This is a genomic window from Enterobacter sp. P82, assembly GCF_037053385.1.
Taxonomy (GTDB): domain Bacteria; phylum Pseudomonadota; class Gammaproteobacteria; order Enterobacterales; family Enterobacteriaceae; genus Enterobacter.
Genome location: NZ_JBALHX010000001.1, coordinates 1,308,774 through 1,330,759, shown reverse-complemented (window position 1 = coordinate 1,330,759; position 21,986 = coordinate 1,308,774). Strand labels below are relative to the sequence as shown.

Here is a 21,986-nt window from a genome sequence, read left to right as displayed (position 1 = left end):
TTCTCCGGATATTGATCTTACCTACGTAATGATGGCACGCTTCTAAATAAAATTTTTGCTTTAAAATGATTCCAGGCTGTGCCGGCATTGACAGTTGTTACTCTCAGGAGCGCGATATGACCACCTTTTATCAATTTTCTGCCACCAGTCTGCGCGGCCAGGTTATCTCAATGGCTGACTATGCTGGCAAACTGATTTTGGTGGTGAACACTGCCAGTCAGTGTGGCTTCACGCCACAATACTCTGGCCTTGAGGCGCTCTACAAGAAGTATGCTGGCCATGGGTTTGTGGTGCTGGGTTTCCCCTGCAACCAGTTTGGGAAACAGGAACCCGGCGGTGCTGATGAAATCGAGCAGACCTGTCATATCAACTACGGTGTGAGCTTCCCGATGTTCGAGAAAGTAGAGGTCAACGGCAATGCCGCGCACCCGGTGTTTCGTTACCTGAAAAGCGAATTGCCCGGCGTGCTGGGTGGACGGATCAAGTGGAATTTCACGAAGTTCCTGATAGGTCGCGATGGCACACCGCTTAAGCGTTTTGCACCGTTCACGACGCCGGAGAAAATGGAAGCCTCTATCCTTGCTCTACTCAAGAACTGAGCGTTCCTGTCATTCAAGAGATCGACTTATCGTGTATTTTCAGCAAACCCGCCGGCCTTTGCCAGCGGGGAAACTGGATCCTTACTCCCAGCGTTTCAACAGCAGGCTAGCGTTGACGCCACCAAAGCCAAAACCGTTAGACAGCGCGTAATTCATCTTCTGCGGACGAGCCACCCGCGCCACCAGGTTCATGCCTTCCGCGTCTTCATCGGGGTGAGACAGGTTCAGCGTCGGCGGTACTATCTGGTCACGCAACGCCTGAATAGTGAAGATGGCCTCAATTCCGCCGGCTGCACCTAACAGATGACCGGTTGCTGATTTCGTGGACGTAATAGCAACGGGATGCGTGCCAAACAGGCTTTTAATCGCTGCCAGTTCACCTTTGTCTCCTACCTGAGTCGAGGTGGCGTGGGCATTGATATGGTCAATCTCTTCAGTTGAGACTCCTGCCTGACGTATGGCCATTTCCATGGCACGACGTGCGCCGTTACCGTCTTCCGGACCCGCTGTCAGGTGATACGCATCAGCACTGGTGCCGTAGCCGACCAACTCTGCCAGCGGCGTGGCGCCACGTGCCAGTGCGTGCTCCAGCGACTCAATCACGATAAGCCCGGCACCTTCCCCCATCACAAAACCATCGCGGTCACGGTCAAAGGGGCGAGAGGCCGCTTCCGGCTGGTCATTGGATGCGGTGGAGAGTGCTCTTGCTGCGGCAAACCCGGCAAGGCTAACGCGATGAATCGCCGCTTCTGAACCGCCACAGAGGGCGATATCGGCCTCGCCACTGCGGATCATCCGTGCAGCATCGCCAATGGCCTGCGCACCTGCCGCACAAGCGGTGACTGGCGCGCCGATGGGGCCACGAAAACCATGGGCAATAGACACATGTCCGGCGGCGAGATTGGCAAGAAAAGAGGGGATAGTGAACGGAGACAGGCGACGCGGTCCGCGCTCATCCGTCGTATGTACTGCATTGGCGATCTCGCCGAACCCGCCAATCCCCGTGGCGATGACGGTTGCAGTACGATCTTGTTCTGTCGTTGATGCAGGCGACCACCCGGCCTGTGTCAGCGCTTCACGCGCGGCAACCAGCGCAAATTCGATAAAGCGATCCATCTTTTTACGTTCTTTGGCCGGGATGGTTGCCAGCGGATCGAAGCCGTGCAACGGGTCGTTCTCAATGGACGGAACCTGTCCGGCGACTTTGCAGGGAATATCTTCGACTAACTTCTCGCTAAGCTTTGTAATACCTGACTTTCCTGCCAGCAGCGACTGCCAGACGTGTTGTACACCGCAGCCCAGGGGGCTGACAATCCCCATCCCGGTTACAACAATGCGTTTAGCTGAAACGCCCATAAACAACTCTCCTGTATGAGTAATGTGTCGGCGACTTTTTCATCAATGAAACCAGCAGCGCGACAATCAAAAAACCGATCATGATGAAGTAATTTTCATCGGATAATGCCTTGCTTCGTTCCTCCCGCTAAATCAGGTCGGATTCATGGCTGGCATCTCTGTAAGGTTCGGGTTGGAATTTTTGCCCGCTATCGCCTTCGCGTTTACGCAGCAGATATTCGTGGCGGTATTTCATCATTGGTGAGGCTGCGGGACCCGGTACCATGGTGTATTTACCCGTTAAAATCTCTTCACCGGTTGCTTTATCGACCAGGATCGGTTCCACAGTTCTCTGAGTTTCACTTTCCACCAATTGCATCTGACGGCCTTCGGGTGAAAAGTGGCGGCTACCCCATTCCGCCATCGCCAGCAGAACCATGCGAAAATCGCGTCCGCTTTGTGTGAGGTGATATTCGTAGCGTGGTGGTGAACTGCTGTAGCAAATCTTCTCCAGCAATCCGTCATCTACCAGCGACTTAAGACGGCGCGAAAGAATATTGGGCGCGACGTTACTGCTTTTCTGGAACTCGTCAAAGCGGGTAAAACCCGAGGCGGCGTCGCGCAGGATCATGATGCTCCAGCTGTCACCAATACGCCCAAGACTACGGGCGATGGGGCAGGGAGCGTGGCAAAGCAGTTCATTTTTCATGGGCTGACCTGGATGAGTAGGTGGCTTTCGCAAGCAAATTGACATAGTAACTATCAAAATGCAAGTTACTTAAGAGCCAATCAGAATGTTGCATCCAGGTTCAGCACACAGACAAAAACGGATGAAATGCTAGTCAGTGATGGGGTGCTCAGTCTGGATAAGACGTTTAGCCAGTTTCTTTTGCAGAATAACAATAATCATTGGGGAAAATGATGCGAAAATTGCAGATACTGCCAGTAACGTGTTGATATTTCGTGGTGCCATGACGTGCCCTGGTAACAGGTAAGCAGAGAGGAAAAATGCGACTGTTGTAGTCAAATACATTATTGATGTCTGTAATGAAGCGAACCCGGCTCGTTGTTTGTCATCAGGAAACTGAATCGTCACCACCGAAGTCGAAACCAGACGGCTGTATGATGCGCCAAGGAATAAAGTAATAAACAGTCCCGGATGCGGAAAACCCAGGATGGGTATGAGTAAACTCAGGATAAAGAAGATGGTTGACCCTGAGGCCAAAATCAAAGCAGATATACGGGAAGCTAACGCGCCAGTCATTTTTGTAGACAGATACCCACTCATCCCTCCAACGAAGAACAGCCAGGGTAACAGGTCCTGCGAAGCGCTCAATTGCTGTGTCATTACCGGTACCAGAACGGGAATGACCAACATCGAACTAAACTGTACAAGCGCATTACTGGAAGCAAACAGTAAAGTATCAGCGTCGAGAGGGAGTGTGTGGGGTGTCTCGAAAGAGGCGGGATCCTGAGGGATGATGGAAACAATCAGCGGCAATGCCAACAAACACAGTGTACTGATTAACCACAGAGCGATATGCCAGCCATAATGAGTGCACAAAAATAATATCGTGGGCATTCCTGCAATGCTGACTATCGAAAATGATGCAATCACCGTCGCTAACATTTTCCCCCGCAAGTTAGTTGGTGCGTGGTTTATCAATATACTGATACCCACCCCCATTGTCGTACCTCCGACTAATCCTGAGCAGAATCGTAATATAAGCAGAAGGCTAAAATTGGAGGTGAATGTAGTCAAAAGTGTCACCAGGCCTAGTAATGCCATATTGGCAATTAAAAAACGTTTCCTGTTGAGGCGACCTATCCAGTAAAAGGCGATAATTCCTGACAGCACGGCTCCTGCTGTGTACATGCCGGATACATAGCCAGAGTATGATACGGGGACTGCGAAATCCGCGGCCATAAAAGCAAAAATAGGGTTGAACATCATATATTCCAGTGCATTAGTGAACTGGATAAAAGCCATTACAATCGCTATCCGTAGAAGGGCTTTATGATTAAACATTGTGGTGACCAGTGGCATAGCAAGCAACCTGTGGATGAAAGATACCCGAGTTTAACCACTATCAATGCAGTTCATTAGATGGTAAAAATGGTACTTATTATTATCATTTTTGGGATAGTTGATGCGCTCGGCTCTTGATTTTAATACCCTTAAAGTGTTCACGGCTGTGGTTGAAAGAGAAAGTTTTATTGGGGCCTCGAAGCTTCTTGAAATGCCTACATCTAATGTAAGTCGTTGTATTTCTCAGTTAGAAGACAAACTGAATCTTCAGCTTATTGAGCGCAGCACCCGACATATGAAACTTACGCAGGCGGGGCACTTACTCTATGCCCGGGCTAAGCCACTACTGGAGGCGCTTGAGCAAACTGAAACAGAATTAACGTTACGGCAAATGCAACTCAAGGGGCCATTACGCATTTGTATTCCGAATGAAATAGGTCCTGCATTGCTGGGTTCTGTCGTTGCCGATTTCGCTTGCCAATATCCTGAGCTGGAAATAAGCTGCGTCACAAATTTGTCTGGTTTTGAATCCCTGCGAGATGATCTGGATTTAGCTGTTATCGTTAGCCGTGGTCAAATGGATGACTGTGACTACATAGCCCGTCATCTGGTGACTATTCCTTGCACTATTGTTGCAGCTCCCTCCGTTATTCAACGTTATGGTACACCTTCTCGGATACAGCAATTTGAAGAATTACCCTGTATTACAACGGTAAGTGCACTTAGAGGTGCTCCCTGGCAGTTTGTTAATAAGAAAGGGGGATTTGAAACCATTAAGGTTAAAGGTCATTACCGGGTAAACAGCGGAGAAATGGCAGGGCGAGCGGCGGTCGCAGGTGTCGGTTTTGCCATTCTATCGAAACAAGCCTGTCAGCCATACATTAACAATGGACAGTTAATCGAGGTTGAGTTTGAACAATCGCCAGCGCCATTGCAATTGTTCGCACTTTATTCAGATCGACGCTATTTGCCCGCAAAAACACGCGCGCTCATTGATTTCATGCAGCAGAAATTGAGCAAAAATCCTGAGTAACACAAGCTAATGTTGCTATGACGCTTTATGACCTTCGAACCGAAGCAAATGCATTACCTGAGAGCTGGTATTCCTCATACTGTAGAACCAGGCAGCTTTGGCATACTGGTTACCATTGATTTACCAGAAACGGAAGTTGCCTGACGTACACTCGAGAACCTTCGATAAAAAAGAAATGACCTTTGGTGGTGAATAAAAACATGATAGCTTTACGGTAGATAGAACAACTCTCACGCTTTAAGTTAATGAGCGAACTCAGGAATATAAATGATCGATGATATCCGTTACCTGATAGTTTTTGCAAAAATTGTACAAGCTGGATCGATTTCAGGTGGCGCAGACGCTTTAGGGCTTACTACCGCGACAGCAAGCACGCATCTTTCTAAGCTGGAGAAAAATCTGGGAAGTGCTTTGCTATACAGAAATACGCGCAAATTATCCCTGACACATGATGGTGCAAGTTTGCTCGAAACCGCTAACGCTATGTTGGAACTCTATGAAAAGGGGTTTATCGAGTTTAAACAGCGTTCTATTTCAACAAGCAATAAGCTGAATCTTTCTATTCCTGCAGTTTTTATCAATAGTGTATTCACACGCCATCTTGCAGATTTTATAAAGGAATACCCGGATGTTTGCCTGAATATTTCTTATTGCGACACGCGCAAAGATATCATTGCCGATAGTATTGATGTCGCATTTCGAATTGGCGAACTACCAGACAGCGCACTCAAAGCCCGGCATCTTTTTGTATTGCCCCGACACGTTGTTGCGTCAAAGAAATTTCTGAGCAATTACCCGCCTGTCAACCATCCTGATGATTTAGAAAAAATGCCCTGGATTGGTCTTAGCATGCTGCAGAGCAGTCGAGAGTTCAGACACAAAAATGGCGAGGTAGCTGTAATTAAGTATACGCCAACGGTATACGTTGATAATGTCGAAGCTGCCTATTCTCTTGCAAAGCATCAGGTTGGAATCACTGCTCCTCCTTGCTATCTCAGCAAAGAGGATATTAAGCGCGAAGACATGCAGTTGGTTCTCCAGGACTGGTCACTTGAGCCACTAAAAGTCTACGCGGTTTGGCCTTCAAATATATCTACCAGCAGTATCGCGTACACGTTGATTAATAATATTTACAACTCTTTTGAATCCCAGTTATTATGAATGATTTAGAAGTGTGATAATTTAATGGATTAAATCCAGTCAGTGTGTGAAAGCGTTGTTCATTGGGCGAGAAGCATGTAGGAAGCAGTGATGATCAGTGTTCCGCCCATACATAAATTAAAGGCGCGAATGCGTCCAATGCTATTAAGTAATGCTGAGATATTCTTTCCAAGAACAGCCCATGCAGCTAATGAAAGGTAACACACTAAAAAATAGATTGTTATGAAAACTATCAATGGGGAATTGTTTGACGGTTCAGAAAATAATACTACTCCAGATGCGCAGGCAATCCAGGCTTTAGGGTTGAGCCATTGAAGTAAAAATCCCTGGATGAAGCCGGGTGCCTCTGATTTTGTCAATGATAACTCAGGCTGGGATGAGGCTATCTTATAACCTACATATATTATAAACGCTGAGCCAGCCACGTTGAGGTATTTGAAAAAGAGTGGGTGTTTATCAATGGCAGCATAGAGCCCAAAACCCATTATTATCAGTAATAGAGTAAATCCTATTGTTGCACCTGAGACGAATGGGAGAGTTCTTCTAAATCCATGGTTCGCGCCTGATGATATAATGACCATATTGACTGGTCCTGGCGAAATGGACATGGTGAGGGAGAACAAAAACATTGCAAAAAATAAAGTCATTTTATCTCCGTATTCTTATCGACGACTCTGTAATAAAGCACATTTTTAATGCACGACTACATTCCTGTTATTCTCATAGTCTATAGATAAAAATGACCAGATAAAGTGGGTTTTCTATAAAGGTGTATTTGATTTTTCGCATGTTTAGCCATCAACATATCCACCAGGCGGGTAGCAAAACGCAGCAGCAAAACTATCAAGGGCTCCCATCTGAAGCCCTGATTTATTGCTAAGGAGCAAGCTTAAAAATCCTACGCTCCCGGTTTTGCAACGCACTGTGCTGGGTCAAACACGGTCTTCCAGTCCTGTTTCATATCAACCACGGTCCAGCCATGCGCTTTTGCCTGTGTTAATCCAGCAACCAGTTTTCCGCTGGCGGGTGGATGACTATCATAGGCGTATTCACGCGCGGCATCCGTATGGTGCACCAGCAGCCCAAAAGTTTTCACATTCGGATTGGCGGCCGTGTACTGCAACATGGCGAGATCACCATCGCTATTGCCAAATGCGCCAACGGGACGCTGGCCCATGAAAAGATGGATCGCTACGGGCTTATTAGCCGCATCGTCATTGAAGGCCCCTGACATCGTCTTGGTGATTTTTGTCCCATCACCGGATAATGCGAATTCGCCGAGTGAGAACGAGCCGATCACCTGTTCAGGTGGAATACCGTACATCTTTTGCGACAGTACTCGCATAAAATCGATACCACCACCGGAGACAATCCAGGTTTTAAAACCGTTTTCCCGCAGATAATCCAGCAGCTGGCGCATCGGCTGGTAACCCAACTGGTCGTACTGGCAGCCAAAACGTGCGTCTTTATGCGATGAAATCCAATTTTCGACACGCTGATTGAAATCTTCAGTCGTCATGCCGCTGTGCGTCAGCGACAACAGATGCATAAGCCCTTTTTCACCGGAAGCGGCGACGGTTTTGATGTCGTCCTTCAGCACCGCCTGCACTAGCGGGTCGCCTGACCATCCTGGATTTTGCGGGGCCAGACGTTTGATCTCATCCAGTGCGAACTGGATCTGAAACGTCAACGGCGCTTCTGGCCAAAGGGTGCCGTCATTATCAAACACGACGTAGCGTTTGTCGGCAGGAATGAACATTGGGCTGTCTGGAGTAGTGGTGTTATGTACCCACTCTTCGATGGCGCGTTTGGCGGCTGTATCGTTCCATGTCGAAAGCGGCTCTGCCGCGGCAGTGCCACAGAGGGCGCATAATGTCAGTGCGATTAACGTACGCTTCATCGTGAGCTCCTGTTATCCGGGGTTTGTCCCGGCAGCGAAAGCGGCTGCCAGAATCGGTGCCAGCGGTGAGATAAGTGATACGCGCTACGCTGCAAGGTGCGGCGGAAAATAAACATCAGCACGAGTAATCCGAGGCCCCCCGCCAGCATAAGCGCGTTTCGCCAGGTTAAGTCGTCGCGGCCGCCTTTTAATGCAGATTCCGCTCCAGCGGTACGCGAAGCGGCAACCGTATAAGTGCTGCCGGGAAGTTCCGCGATTTGCCATTGCTGATGGGTTGTATCCCACCAGCGCAATTTAATCGGCGGCAGCGTGATGGTGCCAGCAGCAACCGGTAAGTAGCGGAGAGTTTCCACACGTTCTGCGCCGTCAATATCACCACGTCCAGAAGTCAGCAGACGGTTTTCTGGCGTCAGGCGTTGAGTGTGCGTGCCGTTGATAGCGTAAAGCAGGGCGGGGATCTGAGCGGGCATCACATCGGTGGCTCGAGCGGTGACCACGCGTTCGATAACGTCACCGGCGCGCAGTGTTTTATCTTCACCGCTACGGTAAATATTGACCTTCTGGCTGAGCGAGAGGCTTGACGCGGGCAGGAAGCGGTCTGGCTGCTGCACATCTTTTGGCCAGCTGACCGCGGTTTCCAGCGCCGGTAGTTTGACCGTCACGGGCGCCTGCCCTGAGGCGGTTAATGTCATTTCGAAAGCGGGTAAACGCAGATTCCCCTGATCCCAGGCGGTAAGCTGACGTTCCATGCGCACCCCGCTCCAGCTGGTGCCGTCTTTATGTCGGGTCAGCAGTTGATTCGGTGAAGCGCCGGTCAATATATCGCCATTTTCTACAGGAAAGCTGGGCCACTGCGGTGGTGGGTTAAACCAGGAATCGGTCCAGAACGTCACAGCCACACGCACCGGCTGGCCTGGGACGACGTGTTCGGGGGCGATCAGTTCTCGGGTGACCGTCATTGCCGCCTGGCAGGGAAGCGCCGTCAGCAATAATAACCAGATAAGCTTCATTGGTTTTCTCCTGACTGGGTGCGGTAAAGGCTTTCCAGTAGCCCTGAAGGCGAAACGGCCAGATTTTCATACCACTGATTCACCTGCGGGTTCCCGCCGGCAATGGGCTGAATATCCTTTTGCTCTGCCCCCTCGTGGGGCTTCAGGTCATGCTTAATTTCATCGGGTTTGTAATCTTCTTCTTCACTCTGCGCAGATTTGTTCTCGCGCTCTTTTTGTCGCAGTTGCATGATGATAGCGGCAATTTTCGCACGGTTACCCTGTGCCATCTTCCAGTCCGGACGTAGACTTAACGCCCGGTCGTAGCTGTTCAGCGCCTGTTGCCACTGTTTTTGTTGGGCGTAACTATTGCCGGTCCAGAGCAGGGTTTCCGGGGTTTGTTGGGCCTGGCGGAACGCGGCGGTGGCGGCGGGATAATTGCCTGCCCGATACCATGCAATACCCCGCCGTAGCGGATCGCTATAATGCTGGGCCGCACGGGTGTAATCCCCGTCGGCAAACGCGTGCTGCCCTTGTACATCTGGGCTTATCCAGGAGTCCAGCCAGGCGGCGTGCCCTGAAGGCTGCCAGAACAGCAGTGGCGCAACTAAGATCCAGCAAAAAAGCTGACGTCGTAAGAAAAACAGCAAGGCAAGCATCGGGATCGCCAGCAGCCAGCCATCGTTACGCCAGTGTAAATCGCTGCGGGCATTGTTCTGCGCGGTGACGCTTTGCTGAATGTGGCTCTGTATCACGGGCAGGTCGTCGTCATCGGCGGTCACCAGAGTGACCGGGATCCCGCCGTCACGCACCTGTTCAAAACGCGAAACGTTCAATCGCGTATCGGTACCGCTGGCGGCATATTTCTCGGGCAGTGCGCCCCCCTGAGCGGTTCCCGGTACCCAGATTTGCAGCGGCGTGTTCTGTTCACTAAGCCACTTTGCATCTTCCTGGCTTAGATTATCGGCGACCAGAATAATGCTGCGGGGCGCGACGGGCATATTGTGCATTGCCAGCGAGACGGCATGCTGTAATCCCGAGCCTTCGCCAGACGGTAATAACGCAGGGGTTTGCGCATGCAGAAACAGCGAGTAAAACGCCGTGTCGATGGTCAGCGGGGTCGTCAGCCAGGCTCCGGCGTTATACACCACCAGGCCAAAACGTGTACCCGGCATGTGTTCCATGAGCGACATGATTTTGGTCTGCATCCGCTGATGTCGGCTGGGAGGCAGATCGCTGGCAAACATCGCGGTATCCTGCTGCAAAATCACCATCACATTACTTTCCGGCGTCAGGGCGGCGGGGAGCTGACGTTGCCAGCTAGGGCCTGCTAGCGCAATGACGCCAAGCATCGCCAGCCACGGCAGCGCCCGGCTGAGTTTGCGCTGTCGACCAACGATCAATGCTTTCGCCAGCGGCTTATCCATAATGCGCGACCATGCGCTACGCCCGGCAGAGGGTAACCACCACAGCGCGATGGCGGGGAGGAGTAGCAGCAAACGCCAGGGGTATAAGAAGTGGAAATCACTCATGCCATTCTCTCCCTGAACGCGCGATACAAATTGAAGGCCAACAGTAAAATCAGCGCGGCGGCAAGCGGCCAGGCAAAAAGCGGTATACGCCATGACCAGCCGATGCTTTTCACCTGCACTGGCGTAATAGCGTCAATCTCTTGCCAGACTGCATCCAGCGACGCGCCACTGTTCTGCGCCGTCCACGCCCGCCCGCCGGTGGTATGGGCGATATCCTGTAAAAGACCTAAATCCACTTTGTCATCGCCGCTGCTGTTCACGTCGCCAAACGCGATGGTGTGAACCTGCACGTGGTGGCTGGCCGCCAGTTGAGCGGCGAGTCGTGGGGTCAGTTGTGAGGCGGTATCATTACCGTCGGTCAGAAGAATGGCGAGTTTGCTGGCGTCATTATCGCCGCTGGAATCTAACAGTTTCACCGTCACGCCCAGTGCGTCACCGATCGCCGTTTGTTGTCCCGCCATGCCTGGCGCAAGCTGGTTGATACGGGTTTCCAGCGCCTGTTTGTCTTCGCTTACCGGCGCGAAGGGCCAGGCGCTGTTGGCAAAAATAACCAGCCCAATACGGTCAGATTTGCGGGCTGCCACAAATTTTTTAACCGATTCCTGCACCGCCTGTAGTCGGGTAATGCCGCCCGCAACGTCGTTTTTCTCCATGGAGCCTGAAACGTCCAGAATCAGCATGATGTTGCGCATCGGTTTTTCAATATGCTGGGGCGGAGTGAGCAACTCCGGGCGGGCGAGGGCACAGACCAGCAGCACCCAGACCAGCCAGAACAGCCCGGTTGATAGCTTTCCGCCGCGGGCTGGTTGGCTATTGAGCTGGAGTTCATTAATCAGCCCAGGTAAAAAAGGCACCCGGACATACTCTTTCAGCGAGCGCTCTTTAGCCATCACAAAACGGCCTGCCAGCGGCAGGATGAGCAGCAGCCAGACCCACGGCCAGGCGAAGGCGAGGCGTGAGACGTATTCAGACATGGGGTAATCCTTCAAGCCAGGTGCGAAGCTGCATACGCAGCCGCGCGGTATCGGCATCACTCAGCTGGTTTTCTGGCTGACAGTAGCGTTCACAAAGATGCTGGCGCAGCGCGTCATCCAGAGGGACATTCTGCAACCATTGGACAGGATCCAGCGCGCCGCTCACCTGTTCTCGCGGCTGATGAACCAGCAAAATGCGTTTTATCAGCAATAGCCAGCTGTCTACTGTGTGTGGTTGGGCGAGAGCCGTGAGAGCCTGGCGACGCCACAGGTTACGCCGCCATCTGGCGAGACGAATGATGAGAAAAATCAGCAGCACGACCAGTATGACGCCACCCAGAGCAAACCATCCCGGGGGCAGGGGAAACCATGACGGCGAATCGGGGAGAGCCGGCTCCGCCAGCTCGGGTACCGTAAATCCTTTCTCCAGCATCTAAACCCCTTTTTGTAGCTGTCGGAGCAGATCCCCGGCGACGACAATCTGCTTAACCTGGACGCCAAGCCGCGTGAGGCGCGACGCCTGTGCCGAAAGTCGAGCGGTGATGCTCTGTTTGATGCCGTCCTGTAGCGCGGGCGAGAGCGAAAATGCCGCCTCTTGTCCTTCATAGCGGGCGGCCAGTCGCCCGTGCGCTGGCAGGCGCAAATGCAGATCATCGAGCATCACGAATGCACTTACTTCCCCCCGACGGCGTAGAGCCGCCAGCAGCGCATCGCACTCGTTATCCAAATCGTGAAAGTCGCTGATTAATGCCACCCAGCAGCCAGTAGGAATCAGCGGTAGGCTGTGGCGCAGGATGTCAGCCAGCGAAAGCGAATGGGGGACTTCATGCGGATAGTTGTCCGCCACGGCGTGGTTGTACTGCACTACATCGTCGAGAAACGCGGGGAGCGTAGCGTTTGGCGCGCGGCATTTGCGCAGGGAAAAGTCCCGGTCGCCAAAGACGATGCCGCCTAAACGATCGCCATCGTGCCAGCTGCGCCAGGCCAGAAGCCCGGCCGTTTTGGCAGCAGCAACGGATTTTGTCTGTACTCGCGTCGAAAAGAACATATCCCGTCGCTGGTCAACCAGCAGAAAGACGGGGCGTTCTTTTTCTTCGTTGTACAGCCGTATCCACGGAGTGCGCATTCGTGCTGTGGCTTGCCAGTCTATCAGTCGCACATCATCGCCGGGCTGATAGCGGCGCAGGCTGTCAAAATTCAGCCCGCGACCTTGCTGGCGAGATGTGCGTTCGCCGCCGAGCGCGCCCGGCGGGATCTGTCCTGGCGGATTGGCGATGGCTCGCGCATCTGCGGCGAGCTTCAGCAGCGTATCGCGGTCAACGCGAATGGCGCTGCTCATTATGCCACCACGGCATCAAGCAACATCCGCACGGCATCGTCCGGCGTACAGTTGTCAGCGCTGGCCTGGTAGCTGAGCATCAGGCGGTGACGCAACACTGCCGGAGAGATCTTTTTAATGTCTTCTGGTAGCACGGCATCGCGGCCTTCCAGCCAGGCCTGCGCCCGGCCGCAGCGTTCCAGAGCCAGCGTACCGCGAGGACTGATGCCAAACGTCAGATAACCGGCCAGCGTATCGCTAACTGAATGCGGATGGCGGCTTAAATCCACCAGGTTGACAATATAGTTTTCGACCGTAGAGGAGACGTGTACTGCGGAAATAGCCTGCCAGCATTCGGCTATTTCCTGCTGACTCAGCATCAGCGAATCGGGTTGTTCAGGTGCAGTAGATACGGTGTTCGTCAGCTGTTGATATTTTTTCTGCTGCTCGGTGCGCACCAGTTGCATGACTTTCTGTTCGTTTTCTTTTGACGGGTAGTGCACCAGCACCTTCATCAAAAAACGGTCCAGTTGGGCTTCCGGCAGTGGCCAGGTCCCTTCCTGATCCACCGGGTTTTGCGTGGCAAGTACCATAAAGACACCGGGCAGAGGCCAGCTGTTGCCCGCCACGGTGACGTGACGTTCTTCCATCGCTTCCAGCAGGGCAGACTGCACGCGGGCCGAAGCGCGATTGATTTCATCGGCAAGAATGATATTGCCGAACACTGGACCGGGGCGAAAGCGAAACTGATCTTCTTCACGGGTGGCGTTTTGCTGATAAATTTCGCTGCCGGTGATGTCAGAAGGCAGAAGATCCGGTGTGAACTGAATACGACGATAATCCCCCTCAACGTGGCGCGCAAGTTCGCGCACGGCGCGGGTTTTCGCCAGACCCGGTAACCCTTCCAGCAGTACGTGTCCATCACAGAGCAGGGCTATGATCAGCATGCGCACTAATTCTTCCTGACCGAGCACCTGTTCATTCATCCGTTGTTCAAGCTGCAATAACTTTTCTCGATTTATCATCGGCGTAGCCCTGCAAAATCACGTTTGATTAAGGTTGTGATGCCCACCAGAATCGGCTCGGCATAGTTGAAAAAGGCTTTGATGCCCGGGCAAAGATAGTTCAGCCCCAACTCGCCGTCCGGTGCGCGCACAATGCGGTTTTTTGGGCATTCACCCCAGCACAGCTTCAGATAAGGGCAGGTTTTGCAGTAGTTGGGCAGCGTGTCGCGTTTGCCCATGCCGAAGGCTTTTTGCCTTTCGGAGAAGGCCAGATGCGAAAGCTGGGCGTGTTCAATGTTGCCAATCTGGTATTCCGGATAGACGTAGTGATCGCAGGAAAAAATGTCGCCATTTTTCTCAATCGCCAGCCCTTTACCGCAGAATTCAGAATGGGTACAAATCTGCGCGGGCATTCCCATGGTCTGGGCGACTGCCGTTTCAAACAGATTGACCTGCACGCGGCCCAGATCGTTATTGACCCACTCTTCAAACACGGCAATCAGAAATTTGCCCCAGTCTTCAGGATCAACTGACCAGTCGGTGACGATAGAGTCGAGATCGCCTGGGCGCGCACGGCGGCTACCGGTAACCGGAATGACATCGTCCTGCCAGAACTGCGGCGCGGTTTGCTTAAAATCGACCGGTTCAACACACGGGTTAAACTGCACGTAGGTCGCGCCCAGTTCACGGGTGACGAAGCGGTACACTTCTAACGGAAAGCGGGCATTGGTGCGGTTTACCGTGACCAGTGCGTTAAACGGGACGCCGTGACGCTTCAGGGCCTCAACGCCCGCCATCACTTTGTCGAATGTCGGTTTGCCGCTACGGGTAACGCGATAGCGGTCATGCAGTTCTCGTGGGCCATCAATGGAAAGCCCCACCAGAAATTGATGTTCTTTAAGAAATTCAGCCCATTTATCGTTCAGCAACACGCCATTCGTTTGTAAGTCGTTCTCGACGCGCTGACCAGGCTTCTGGTACTGCTTTTGAAATTTGACAACCTTGTGGAAAAATTCCAGTCCCATCAGCGTGGGTTCTCCGCCTTGCCAGGAAAAGACCACCTGGTCGCCGTCCTGGCCGTCGATATACTGGCGAATAAAATTCTCGAGCACCTCGTCGCTCATGCCGGTATGCCTGTCCTGATGCAGCAAATCTTCTTTATGCAGGTAAAAACAGTAGGAGCAGTCAAGGTTACAGGTCGAGCCGGTGGGCTTGGCCATCACATGAAAGCGACGCTTGTATTCTGGTCCTTTGCCGTCATATTTTTCCGCCGACGGAAGCGCTTTAACCGGTAGTGTGGTGCTGTACTTCATATGGCAGACCCCTAACAAGAAAACGTCACTACTCTCAAAAAAACGGACAGGCTGTCTAACAGCCTGTCCGGAGGCTTGGGTTATTTATTGATATTTGAGCCTTGTTCCAGCATCGCCGAAGCATCGGAAACGGTGAACGACCCCGGTTTTTGACGCGGCGGGAACTCTTTAAATGTCGCCAGCATCTCTTTCGCGTATTTCTGCGCGCCGCCCATCAGGAACAGACGATCGTAGAACCAGGAGTTGTAGCCCATACCGTCGCTGCCTTTTTCCAGCGGATCGACTTCGAGGTCAAAGATCAGTGGCGTACGCAGTTTAGTGAACGGATATTTCCACAGATCCAGACCAGTATGCTCCTGAATCATAAAGTGAACTTTCCAACGCTCGTAGCGCATAGCCAGCAGGTCGCCGTCATCGCTCCAGTAGAAGAATTCTTTACGCTGATTCGGGCCTTTGCCCTGGAGGTAGTCGAGCTGGTTGTAGCCGTCCAGGTGAACCTTGTAGGTCATGGATGGTGTTTTATAGCCTTTCAGCAGTTCTGATTTGATGTTGCTGTCGCCCGCTGCGGCAACAAGGGTAGGGAACCAGTCGTTACTGCCGAAAATACCATCAATGATGGTGCCTGGCTTGACATGGCCCGGCCAACGAATCATCGCCGGTACGCGGAAACCGCCTTCCCAGCCGGTGTTTTTCTCACCGCGGAACGGCGTTTCGCCAGCATCTGGCCAGGTGGCCGTCATTGGGCCGTTATCGGTGGTATACACGAGGATGGTATTGTCTTCGATGCCGAGATCTTTAATTTTCTTGAGCACTTCGCCAATCATCTTGTCGTGTTCCACCATGCCATCAGCGTAGGTCCCCAGGCCCGTTGCGCCAATGCTCCCATCCTTCAGGTGGGTTTTGTTGTGCATACGGGTGGTGTTGAACCAGGTGAAGAATGGCTTACCGGCTTTAACCTGACGCTCCATGAAGTCGTTGTTGGCCGCCAGCGTTTCTTCGTCCACAGTTTTCATTCGCTGGACGGTTAATGGGCCGGTATCTTCAATTTTGCCGTCGGCGGTGCTCTTAATAACGCCGCGCGGGCCAAACTCTTTGCGGAAGGCTGGATCTTTCGGGTAGTCCGGATTCTCAGGTTCTTCCTCTGCGTTCAGGTGGTAAAGGTTCCCCATGAACTCATCGAAACCGTGCGCAGTTGGCAGGAATTCATCGCGATCGCCAAGGTGGTTTTTACCAAACTGGCCGGTGGCATAGCCGAGTTGTTTCAGGATGTTCGCAATGGTCGGATCTTCTTTTTGCAGACCCTGCGGCGCCCCCGGCATACCCACTTTACTCATCCCGGTACGGAAGGGCATCTGACCGGTAATGAACGAGGAACGACCTGCCGTTGAGCTTTGCTCGGCGTAATAGGAAGTGAACTTAGCACCTTCAGCAGCAATGCTGTCGATATTTGGGGTTTTATATCCCATGGTGCCCTGATTATAAGTACTCAGGTTCCAGTAGCCGATATCATCACCAAAAATGACGACGATGTTAGGTTTTGATGAATCTTGTTTTGGCGCATTTTCCGCTGCGTTTGTTGTTGCGGGTGCAGCATGAACAGTGGACACAGCGCCAGCAGCCAACGTCAGCACACTGGCAATCATCGTCCTTTTAAAGGGGACACTTTTTTGCATGTGGGAAACTCCAGTTTTAGGATGGCAAATTGAGTATAGCCAGGAGAAAAATATTTCATTCTTTTTTGAAGAAAATTAATAGCTTCAGTTTGAATGTTGAATATGGGTAATCAAATTCCCGGCATTCTAAGACCATTAGTTGTATGGGAACCTTCGGGAATAAAGATTAATTCAGGTTGATAACTATATCTAAAGAAAAAAAGTTTAAAAATAAATAATGACTTAGCTTGAGCCTATTACCACACTTTGAAGGTGGTTATTGAAAGCAGGGTGGAAAAGAAAGGAAAGCCCGAGCCTTCCTTTAACCCAGGTTGATAAGGAAATTTTGTGTATTGATGCTGAAAGGATTAATTAGAGACATTATCTTATTTTCTACATAATACTTGTTGATATAGACACTTCTGTACCATTGGCAATAAAAACATTCTGATAGCAAAAATGCTAGCTTCAGAGGCATTCCGAGTCGTTAATTGCCTGGAAATAGTGCTGAACTTAAGGTATGGCTGGTTTAAACATGCCCCTTAATTCTGGTATCTCTTTCACTGTATCGGGCTCGCCGACACGGGTTTAAATTTAAGGGCGATGAGGATCAACAGCACGACCCCCGCACTCATGACCAGCCAGGCGCTGGTCAGTGAAACCGCATTGTCGCGAACGATCCCCGCAATTAATGGCATGAGCGCCGCAATCATATACCCTCCACCTTGCACTTTAGAGAGCAATTTCCCGGCCTGGGCAGGTGTTCGTGCGTGATCGAATGTGACGATGAGCGACAGCGGGAAGAGGGCGCCGATACCTGTGCCAAGCAGCAACGTTGATATTACAGGCGTAGTTCCCGGCGAAAATACCAGACACATTAACCCCGCCAGCAACAGCAACAGAACAGCGATTAGCGGAACGCGACGGTCGGGAAATTTACCAATCAGTGCAGAAACAACAAATCCTGCGACAACTTCGGTTAATGTTAGCCAGGCCAGCATATAACCGCTGCTGCGTGCGCTCCACCCCGCCTGAATATAGAGCGGTGGCAGCCACGCTAAAACCAGCGTGTAGGCCCCCGTCCCCACACCGAAAAAGAGCAGCAATAGCCCGGTACGGGAAGAGGAGAGTGTCACGGTTACCTGCGCTAGTGCTTCCCCGTGATGATGCTTAACCAATGTCAGCCACAGTACCAGTGCAAGCAGTGTTAACGCGCCTGCCATTGCCAGTGCGGGCTTCAGCTCCAGCCACGAAAATAACGGCTCAGCACTGGCGGCGGCTAATGCGGCCCCGGCCATAATGCCCGTGCTGAACAGGGACATCACCGTGCTGGCCGTCTGCGTATACTCCCTTTTTATCAGAGCAGGCATTAACGCCTGGATCATGCCTATACTGGCCCCGCCAAATAATGCTGTGGTCATCAGGCCCGACAGTGAAGCACTAAACCCGCGGAATAAACAGGCCAGGAGCAGGATGAAAAGTCCGATCATAATCCCCCGGACGGCACCCACTCTGGCTAAAAGCCACGGGCCGCTTAATGCTGCCAGCCCCATCATGGCGACTGGTAGCGTGGTTAGCAGACTGAATTCCGTGGCTGATAACCCCACTTCGCGCTGGAGTACTGAAAACAACGGTCCGACAGAAGCCAGAATAGGGCGCAGGTTCAACCCGACGATAAAAGCGATAACGGCAAAGAGTAAAGGCGATGTGCGTTTCAACATGAGATCCTTTCGGTAGTGAGCAGCCTGGGCAAAACACCACAGGTATTTATCTTAACGTTAAGATAAAATCCTTTTTTGTGTAAGATGTACCGCACAACAGGATAAATTCCCGCATCATCAGGGGTGAAAATGAAAGACCACGTAGACTTTGTTGTTGATCAGTGGGGCAGTGCCATGCCGGAACTGGATGTCTCATCGATGAAAATTTTTGGCCGAATGCTCAGGCTGATGAAGCATCTTGCAAAAAAGCGAGCTCAGGCCATGGAGGCGTTTGGTTTTCGCGAGGGCGAATTTGATGTGCTCGCCACGTTACGTCGCGCCGGTGAACCCTATTGCCTTTCGCCCACACAGTTGTATAAATCACTGTTGATCACCTCAGGGGCGATGACCAACCGGCTCAATCACCTGGAACAACAAGGGCTTATCAGGCGGATTGCTGACCCGGAAGACAAACGCAGTACCCTCGTCAGCCTGACACCTCACGGGCAGGAGTGTATTGAACGCGCGTTGATCGTTCATACAGAAACTCAGAATGCACTACTGAGACCGTTATCAGGCGAACAACACAGACAGCTTGAATCACTGCTGAGGGATTTACTGCTGACATTTCCTCAGGAGGAGTCGGGAGGTAAATGACTGAACACTGGCCTGTATACCGGGAATAAAAAATAAGGGGAAAGATGTCATTACCACCACTGGTAGCTGATAATCTGTTTCGAATGGTATAACGTGCTGCGGCAATAGGGTTGCCGTAAGCTAACCACACTCTTAAAGGTTTATATGAAACAAATTACGTTCAGTGACCTGCAGCAACAAAGCGAGCAAGCCGCACATTCCCCTCGCTTACGCGCTCATCGCAATTTGCACCCTGAGCTCAGCGATCCGGTTCAGCGTCTGGCTATTGCCATGGAACCAGGTACCTATGTTCGTCCTCATCGTCACCCGCACACGTTTGAGCTGCTGACGGCTCTTAGTGGGCGCTTTTTAGTACTGAATTTTGATGACAACGGTAACGTAACCCAACGTGTCGTACTGGGTGAAGATTGCAAAGTGCTGGAGATGGACGCAGGGATCTGGCATGCCGTGTTATCGCTGGATAAAGGCGGGGTCATTTTTGAGGTAAAACACGGTGGCTACCAGCCTGTTGCCGAACAAGATTCAGCCCCCTGGGCACCTGCCGAAAACGAGCCAGGCACTGCGGATCTGATGAAATGGTACGCTCAGGCGCAAGTGGGTGACGGTGGTTTTACGCTGTAATTGATCTTTCGAATACCCGGCGCACCGAAAGGAGCGCCGGGTAGGCGGTAGAGGATCTCAACTGATTTATCTGACCTGATCAAAATGCCAGTTCTCTGCGGTTGAGAGCGCTACAAACGGACCCGACAGCGTGCTGTTGTGATGAGCAATAATGTCACTGGCAGATAAATGTTCATTATCCATTGTGGTATGCGCATCTGAAATCAATATTGTCCTGAAACCCAGCTCTGGTGCTGCCCGGCATGTGGTGTCGACACAAAACTCTGTTTTCATTCCGGCGATGGCCAGCTGTTTGATGCCTCTCTGATTAAGCTCACGCAACAACCCTGTATCCCGGAAACAATTGGGGTAGCGCTTTGTGAAAACAATATCCTGCTCACCTTTCACCTCCAGTTCGGGCACCAGGCTTGTTAGCGGACTCTCCTCAGAAAACGGTGCGTTATCAGGCCCGACATGGCGGGCAAAAAAGACGGGTACCTGCGCTTGCCGCGCTTTAGCTATCAACAAATGGATATTTGCCAGAACGGTGTTGGCGGACCAGGGGGGAACCGGGCCCCGGAAGAGGCCCTGCTGCATGTCGATAACTAAGAGTGCATTGTCAGAGGAAATCATTTTCTTTCTCCATTTATAACGTCATGAACGGAGAGAGATTTCCCCGTCCAGTGTGGCGGGGAACGAGGATCTGTTTGTCAGTAGTTCGCTACAGATACGCTCACGCCGCCGAGGGTGTCGGTGGTGGTGAGGGTGAATGTTGGCTGAACTGACTGATACATATAATGACCTTGAGTTATTTATTTCGCGCTCAGCGAAGAAGTCCATTCAGTTATAGCTTGGGTGATATATGTCCTTCAATTCACTAATTTGAGTAGGTGTGCCGTTAGCATTGTGCTTTATTATTTAATACTCTCGAGTCCTTGCAGGAAATCTTCAACCTGAGCTGGTGTGGCTGTATCTGCCTGAAAAAGAATATCGAGCGTGACGTTCTTTAATCCACAGAAGCCGAAAATACCCTCGATTATCTGCGTCTGAATCGCCGTTGAGTAACCATGCTTGTCGAATCCGCTGAGATCGGTGCCTGCTGTTGCCACAAGGTGAACGGGAACGTCACGTAAATTCCCCACAATCCGGCCATCTTCTGCCACCTTGTATGCCCAGCCCAGCGTCAAAACGCGATCAAACCAGCCTTTTAACAGACCGGGGACTGACCACCAGTACACCGGGAAGACAAACACCAGCCTATCCGCTCGCTCAACACGCTGCTGCTCGCGCAGAATATCGTCGGGAAGGGCGCTGGGATCGCCGTGATACAAATCAAGATCGGGACGAGACATGGCCGGATTAAACCCTTCGGCATGCAGGTCGGCAATTTCAACCTGCGTACCTTGCTCACGTAATTTCCCGGCAATATGGGTTGCCAGCGAATGGGATAATGAGTTGTCGACAGGGTGAGCCGTCACGATCAATGCGTTATTAATGGCATTTGTAGCAGACATAGCGACCTCGAATGGGTAAGAATTGATGCCTATGTTACCATTAGTAACTTGGGCGTCAATCCACCCCGAGCGATCATTTTGTGCTATTCACGTAGGTCTCCAGCACGCCAGACATGGCACCGCTGAGCATATCTTCTGCAATATTTCGGGCGAGCGCGCCGTTACCTGCGGCTGTGCTGAGAGCATCTGCTGCACCAATGATGGCCGTCAGTACCGCTTCACCCTGGACACCTTTCAGAACGATAAAAGGGGAAAGCGCGGTACGCAGACAGTCGGCACATTCCGCCACGCAGGCTTCCCGAAACGTTTGCAACGCGCGGGAGCCGGACAGTGCCGCGGCGATCGGCCCGGTTTCAGGCCCGGCGGTAATCGCGCAGTCGATATAGGCAGCGCTGAAAAAGCGGATCGTCTTTTCCAGGGTTTTGCTGTCGACCGCCAGCGTCTCACGGAATTTCGCCAGTTGCCGATCGCTATAATCCTGGTACAACGCCATCAGCAACCCTTCACGATCGCCAAAGTGGTCGTAGGGGATAGGTTTTGTCACGTTGGCCCGCTCGGCCAGATAACCGAGCGTCAGTGCCTCCGTGCCTTGCTGGCGGACAATACCACGCGCAACCTCCAGCAGTTGCACGCGGCGATCCTCTTTTCTTAAGCGCTTAACTACCATGCTTTCCTC

Annotated in this window: 22 protein-coding genes and 1 pseudogene; 5 read left to right on the top strand and 18 right to left on the bottom strand. The window is 51.9% G+C overall.

All coding sequences use genetic code 11. The annotated features are described in order from the left end of the window. Positions 1-116 precede the first annotated feature (116 nt). Positions 117-599 (top strand): glutathione peroxidase, encoded by a 483-nt coding sequence (locus tag WB237_RS06165; protein WP_336211504.1) that lies wholly within the window; start codon positions 117-119, stop codon positions 597-599. A gap of 81 nt (positions 600-680) precedes the next feature. Here the strand turns inward: WB237_RS06165 and fabF are convergent, their stop codons facing one another. The 4 genes and pseudogenes from fabF to WB237_RS06145 all read right to left on the bottom strand — a co-directional run bounded on the left by fabF (position 681) and on the right by WB237_RS06145 (position 3,981). Then, complete coding sequence (gene fabF / locus WB237_RS06160) at positions 681-1,955, bottom strand: beta-ketoacyl-ACP synthase II (RefSeq protein ID WP_336211501.1); 1,275 nt, start codon at positions 1,953-1,955, stop codon at positions 681-683. A 127-nt stretch (positions 1,956-2,082) separates the two neighbouring features. Next, positions 2,083-2,643 carry a winged helix-turn-helix transcriptional regulator gene (locus WB237_RS06150; protein ID WP_336211498.1) on the bottom strand — a complete coding sequence of 187 codons (561 nt, stop codon included), beginning with the start codon at positions 2,641-2,643 and terminating at the stop codon, positions 2,083-2,085. Continuing rightward, positions 2,633-2,713, bottom strand: a pseudogene (locus WB237_RS23025) (hypothetical protein); the annotation flags it as partial. The gene WB237_RS06150 and the pseudogene WB237_RS23025, both read right to left, overlap by 11 nt. A 59-nt stretch (positions 2,714-2,772) precedes the next feature. Continuing rightward, positions 2,773-3,981: an MFS transporter gene (locus WB237_RS06145; protein ID WP_336211495.1), complete on the bottom strand. Its 1,209-nt coding sequence runs from the start codon at positions 3,979-3,981 to the stop codon at positions 2,773-2,775. Between the two features lie 103 nt (positions 3,982-4,084). On the opposite strand from WB237_RS06145, the gene WB237_RS06140 reads away from it, so the two are divergent. Beyond that, positions 4,085-4,996: a LysR family transcriptional regulator gene (locus WB237_RS06140; RefSeq protein ID WP_336211493.1), complete on the top strand. Its 912-nt coding sequence runs from the start codon at positions 4,085-4,087 to the stop codon at positions 4,994-4,996. Between the two features lie 267 nt (positions 4,997-5,263). After that, positions 5,264-6,157 carry a LysR family transcriptional regulator gene (locus tag WB237_RS06135; protein WP_336211490.1) on the top strand — a complete coding sequence of 298 codons (894 nt, stop codon included), beginning with the start codon at positions 5,264-5,266 and terminating at the stop codon, positions 6,155-6,157. A gap of 59 nt (positions 6,158-6,216) precedes the next feature. Here WB237_RS06135 and WB237_RS06130 read toward each other — a convergent pair whose 3' ends face one another. From WB237_RS06130 to WB237_RS06080, 11 genes are all read right to left on the bottom strand, one after another. Further along, positions 6,217-6,804, bottom strand: coding sequence for a LysE family translocator (locus tag WB237_RS06130; protein ID WP_336211487.1), 588 nt, complete (start codon positions 6,802-6,804; stop codon positions 6,217-6,219). A 251-nt stretch (positions 6,805-7,055) separates the two neighbouring features. Beyond that, the gene (locus WB237_RS06125; RefSeq protein WP_336211485.1) at positions 7,056-8,057 is read right to left on the bottom strand and encodes an HAD family hydrolase; all 1,002 of its coding nucleotides are present in this window, start codon (positions 8,055-8,057) and stop codon (positions 7,056-7,058) included. Further along, complete coding sequence (locus WB237_RS06120; protein ID WP_336211483.1) at positions 8,054-9,067, bottom strand: oxygen tolerance domain protein; 1,014 nt, start codon at positions 9,065-9,067, stop codon at positions 8,054-8,056. The genes WB237_RS06125 and WB237_RS06120 overlap by 4 nt, the downstream gene beginning before the upstream one ends. Next, complete coding sequence (locus tag WB237_RS06115) at positions 9,064-10,578, bottom strand: tetratricopeptide repeat protein (protein ID WP_336211480.1); 1,515 nt, start codon at positions 10,576-10,578, stop codon at positions 9,064-9,066. The genes WB237_RS06120 and WB237_RS06115 overlap by 4 nt, the downstream gene beginning before the upstream one ends. Then, a complete protein-coding gene (locus WB237_RS06110; RefSeq protein WP_336211478.1) occupies positions 10,575-11,552 on the bottom strand; it encodes a VWA domain-containing protein in 978 nt (325 codons plus the stop codon). Before WB237_RS06110 ends, WB237_RS06115 begins: the two co-directional genes overlap by 4 nt. Next, a complete protein-coding gene (locus WB237_RS06105; protein ID WP_236920731.1) occupies positions 11,545-11,985 on the bottom strand; it encodes a DUF4381 domain-containing protein in 441 nt (146 codons plus the stop codon). Before WB237_RS06105 ends, WB237_RS06110 begins: the two co-directional genes overlap by 8 nt. Further along, positions 11,986-12,891 (bottom strand): DUF58 domain-containing protein, encoded by a 906-nt coding sequence (locus WB237_RS06100; RefSeq protein WP_336211472.1) that lies wholly within the window; start codon positions 12,889-12,891, stop codon positions 11,986-11,988. It lies immediately after the preceding gene. Further along, on the bottom strand, positions 12,891-13,895 hold the full coding sequence (locus tag WB237_RS06095) for an AAA family ATPase (RefSeq protein WP_129995881.1): 1,005 nt from the start codon (positions 13,893-13,895) through the stop codon (positions 12,891-12,893). Before WB237_RS06095 ends, WB237_RS06100 begins: the two co-directional genes overlap by 1 nt. Further along, the gene (locus WB237_RS06090; protein WP_129995880.1) at positions 13,892-15,187 is read right to left on the bottom strand and encodes an anaerobic sulfatase maturase; all 1,296 of its coding nucleotides are present in this window, start codon (positions 15,185-15,187) and stop codon (positions 13,892-13,894) included. The genes WB237_RS06095 and WB237_RS06090 overlap by 4 nt, the downstream gene beginning before the upstream one ends. 80 nt (positions 15,188-15,267) lie before the next feature. Beyond that, a complete protein-coding gene (locus WB237_RS06085; protein ID WP_336211467.1) occupies positions 15,268-16,860 on the bottom strand; it encodes an arylsulfatase in 1,593 nt (530 codons plus the stop codon). 539 nt (positions 16,861-17,399) lie between these two features. Beyond that, on the bottom strand, positions 17,400-18,560 hold the full coding sequence (locus tag WB237_RS06080; protein WP_336211464.1) for an MFS transporter: 1,161 nt from the start codon (positions 18,558-18,560) through the stop codon (positions 17,400-17,402). Between the two features lie 129 nt (positions 18,561-18,689). Between WB237_RS06080 and WB237_RS06075 the strand changes: the two genes are divergently transcribed. Further along, positions 18,690-19,196, top strand: coding sequence for a MarR family winged helix-turn-helix transcriptional regulator (locus tag WB237_RS06075; RefSeq protein WP_336211461.1), 507 nt, complete (start codon positions 18,690-18,692; stop codon positions 19,194-19,196). Between the two features lie 144 nt (positions 19,197-19,340). Beyond that, positions 19,341-19,817, top strand: a complete 477-nt coding sequence (locus WB237_RS06070; protein ID WP_336211458.1) for a WbuC family cupin fold metalloprotein — start codon at positions 19,341-19,343, stop codon at positions 19,815-19,817. 66 nt (positions 19,818-19,883) lie between these two features. Here the strand turns inward: WB237_RS06070 and WB237_RS06065 are convergent, their stop codons facing one another. The 3 genes from WB237_RS06065 to WB237_RS06055 form a co-directional block, all read right to left on the bottom strand. Further along, entirely contained in the window at positions 19,884-20,429 is a 546-nt protein-coding gene (locus tag WB237_RS06065) for a cysteine hydrolase family protein (RefSeq protein WP_336211455.1), read from the bottom strand. Positions 20,430-20,710: 281 nt separating this feature from the next. Further along, positions 20,711-21,310: an NAD(P)H-dependent oxidoreductase gene (locus tag WB237_RS06060; protein ID WP_336211452.1), complete on the bottom strand. Its 600-nt coding sequence runs from the start codon at positions 21,308-21,310 to the stop codon at positions 20,711-20,713. A gap of 73 nt (positions 21,311-21,383) precedes the next feature. Then, positions 21,384-21,977 carry a TetR/AcrR family transcriptional regulator gene (locus WB237_RS06055; protein WP_108089980.1) on the bottom strand — a complete coding sequence of 198 codons (594 nt, stop codon included), beginning with the start codon at positions 21,975-21,977 and terminating at the stop codon, positions 21,384-21,386. Positions 21,978-21,986 lie beyond the last annotated feature (9 nt).

Excerpts from the sequence above, each read along its gene's own strand:
- WB237_RS06135 (WP_336211490.1), top strand. The coding sequence starts at position 5,264 with ATGATCGATGATATCCGTTACCTGATAGTTTTTGCAAAAATTGTACAA.
- WB237_RS06085 (WP_336211467.1), bottom strand. The coding sequence starts at position 16,860 with ATGCAAAAAAGTGTCCCCTTTAAAAGGACGATGATTGCCAGTGTGCTG.
- WB237_RS06140 (WP_336211493.1), top strand. The coding sequence starts at position 4,085 with ATGCGCTCGGCTCTTGATTTTAATACCCTTAAAGTGTTCACGGCTGTG.
- WB237_RS06145 (WP_336211495.1), bottom strand. The coding sequence starts at position 3,981 with ATGCCACTGGTCACCACAATGTTTAATCATAAAGCCCTTCTACGGATA.
- WB237_RS06105 (WP_236920731.1), bottom strand. The coding sequence starts at position 11,985 with ATGCTGGAGAAAGGATTTACGGTACCCGAGCTGGCGGAGCCGGCTCTC.
- WB237_RS06060 (WP_336211452.1), bottom strand. The coding sequence starts at position 21,310 with ATGTCTGCTACAAATGCCATTAATAACGCATTGATCGTGACGGCTCAC.
- WB237_RS06165 (WP_336211504.1), top strand. The coding sequence starts at position 117 with ATGACCACCTTTTATCAATTTTCTGCCACCAGTCTGCGCGGCCAGGTT.
- WB237_RS06130 (WP_336211487.1), bottom strand. The coding sequence starts at position 6,804 with ATGACTTTATTTTTTGCAATGTTTTTGTTCTCCCTCACCATGTCCATT.
- fabF (WP_336211501.1), bottom strand. The coding sequence starts at position 1,955 with ATGGGCGTTTCAGCTAAACGCATTGTTGTAACCGGGATGGGGATTGTC.
- WB237_RS06075 (WP_336211461.1), top strand. The coding sequence starts at position 18,690 with ATGAAAGACCACGTAGACTTTGTTGTTGATCAGTGGGGCAGTGCCATG.
- WB237_RS06055 (WP_108089980.1), bottom strand. The coding sequence starts at position 21,977 with ATGGTAGTTAAGCGCTTAAGAAAAGAGGATCGCCGCGTGCAACTGCTG.
- WB237_RS06090 (WP_129995880.1), bottom strand. The coding sequence starts at position 15,187 with ATGAAGTACAGCACCACACTACCGGTTAAAGCGCTTCCGTCGGCGGAA.
- WB237_RS06125 (WP_336211485.1), bottom strand. The coding sequence starts at position 8,057 with ATGAAGCGTACGTTAATCGCACTGACATTATGCGCCCTCTGTGGCACT.
- WB237_RS06120 (WP_336211483.1), bottom strand. The coding sequence starts at position 9,067 with ATGAAGCTTATCTGGTTATTATTGCTGACGGCGCTTCCCTGCCAGGCG.
- WB237_RS06110 (WP_336211478.1), bottom strand. The coding sequence starts at position 11,552 with ATGTCTGAATACGTCTCACGCCTCGCCTTCGCCTGGCCGTGGGTCTGG.
- WB237_RS06150 (WP_336211498.1), bottom strand. The coding sequence starts at position 2,643 with ATGAAAAATGAACTGCTTTGCCACGCTCCCTGCCCCATCGCCCGTAGT.
- WB237_RS06080 (WP_336211464.1), bottom strand. The coding sequence starts at position 18,560 with ATGTTGAAACGCACATCGCCTTTACTCTTTGCCGTTATCGCTTTTATC.
- WB237_RS06070 (WP_336211458.1), top strand. The coding sequence starts at position 19,341 with ATGAAACAAATTACGTTCAGTGACCTGCAGCAACAAAGCGAGCAAGCC.
- WB237_RS06095 (WP_129995881.1), bottom strand. The coding sequence starts at position 13,895 with ATGATAAATCGAGAAAAGTTATTGCAGCTTGAACAACGGATGAATGAA.
- WB237_RS06100 (WP_336211472.1), bottom strand. The coding sequence starts at position 12,891 with ATGAGCAGCGCCATTCGCGTTGACCGCGATACGCTGCTGAAGCTCGCC.
- WB237_RS06065 (WP_336211455.1), bottom strand. The coding sequence starts at position 20,429 with ATGATTTCCTCTGACAATGCACTCTTAGTTATCGACATGCAGCAGGGC.
- WB237_RS06115 (WP_336211480.1), bottom strand. The coding sequence starts at position 10,578 with ATGAGTGATTTCCACTTCTTATACCCCTGGCGTTTGCTGCTACTCCTC.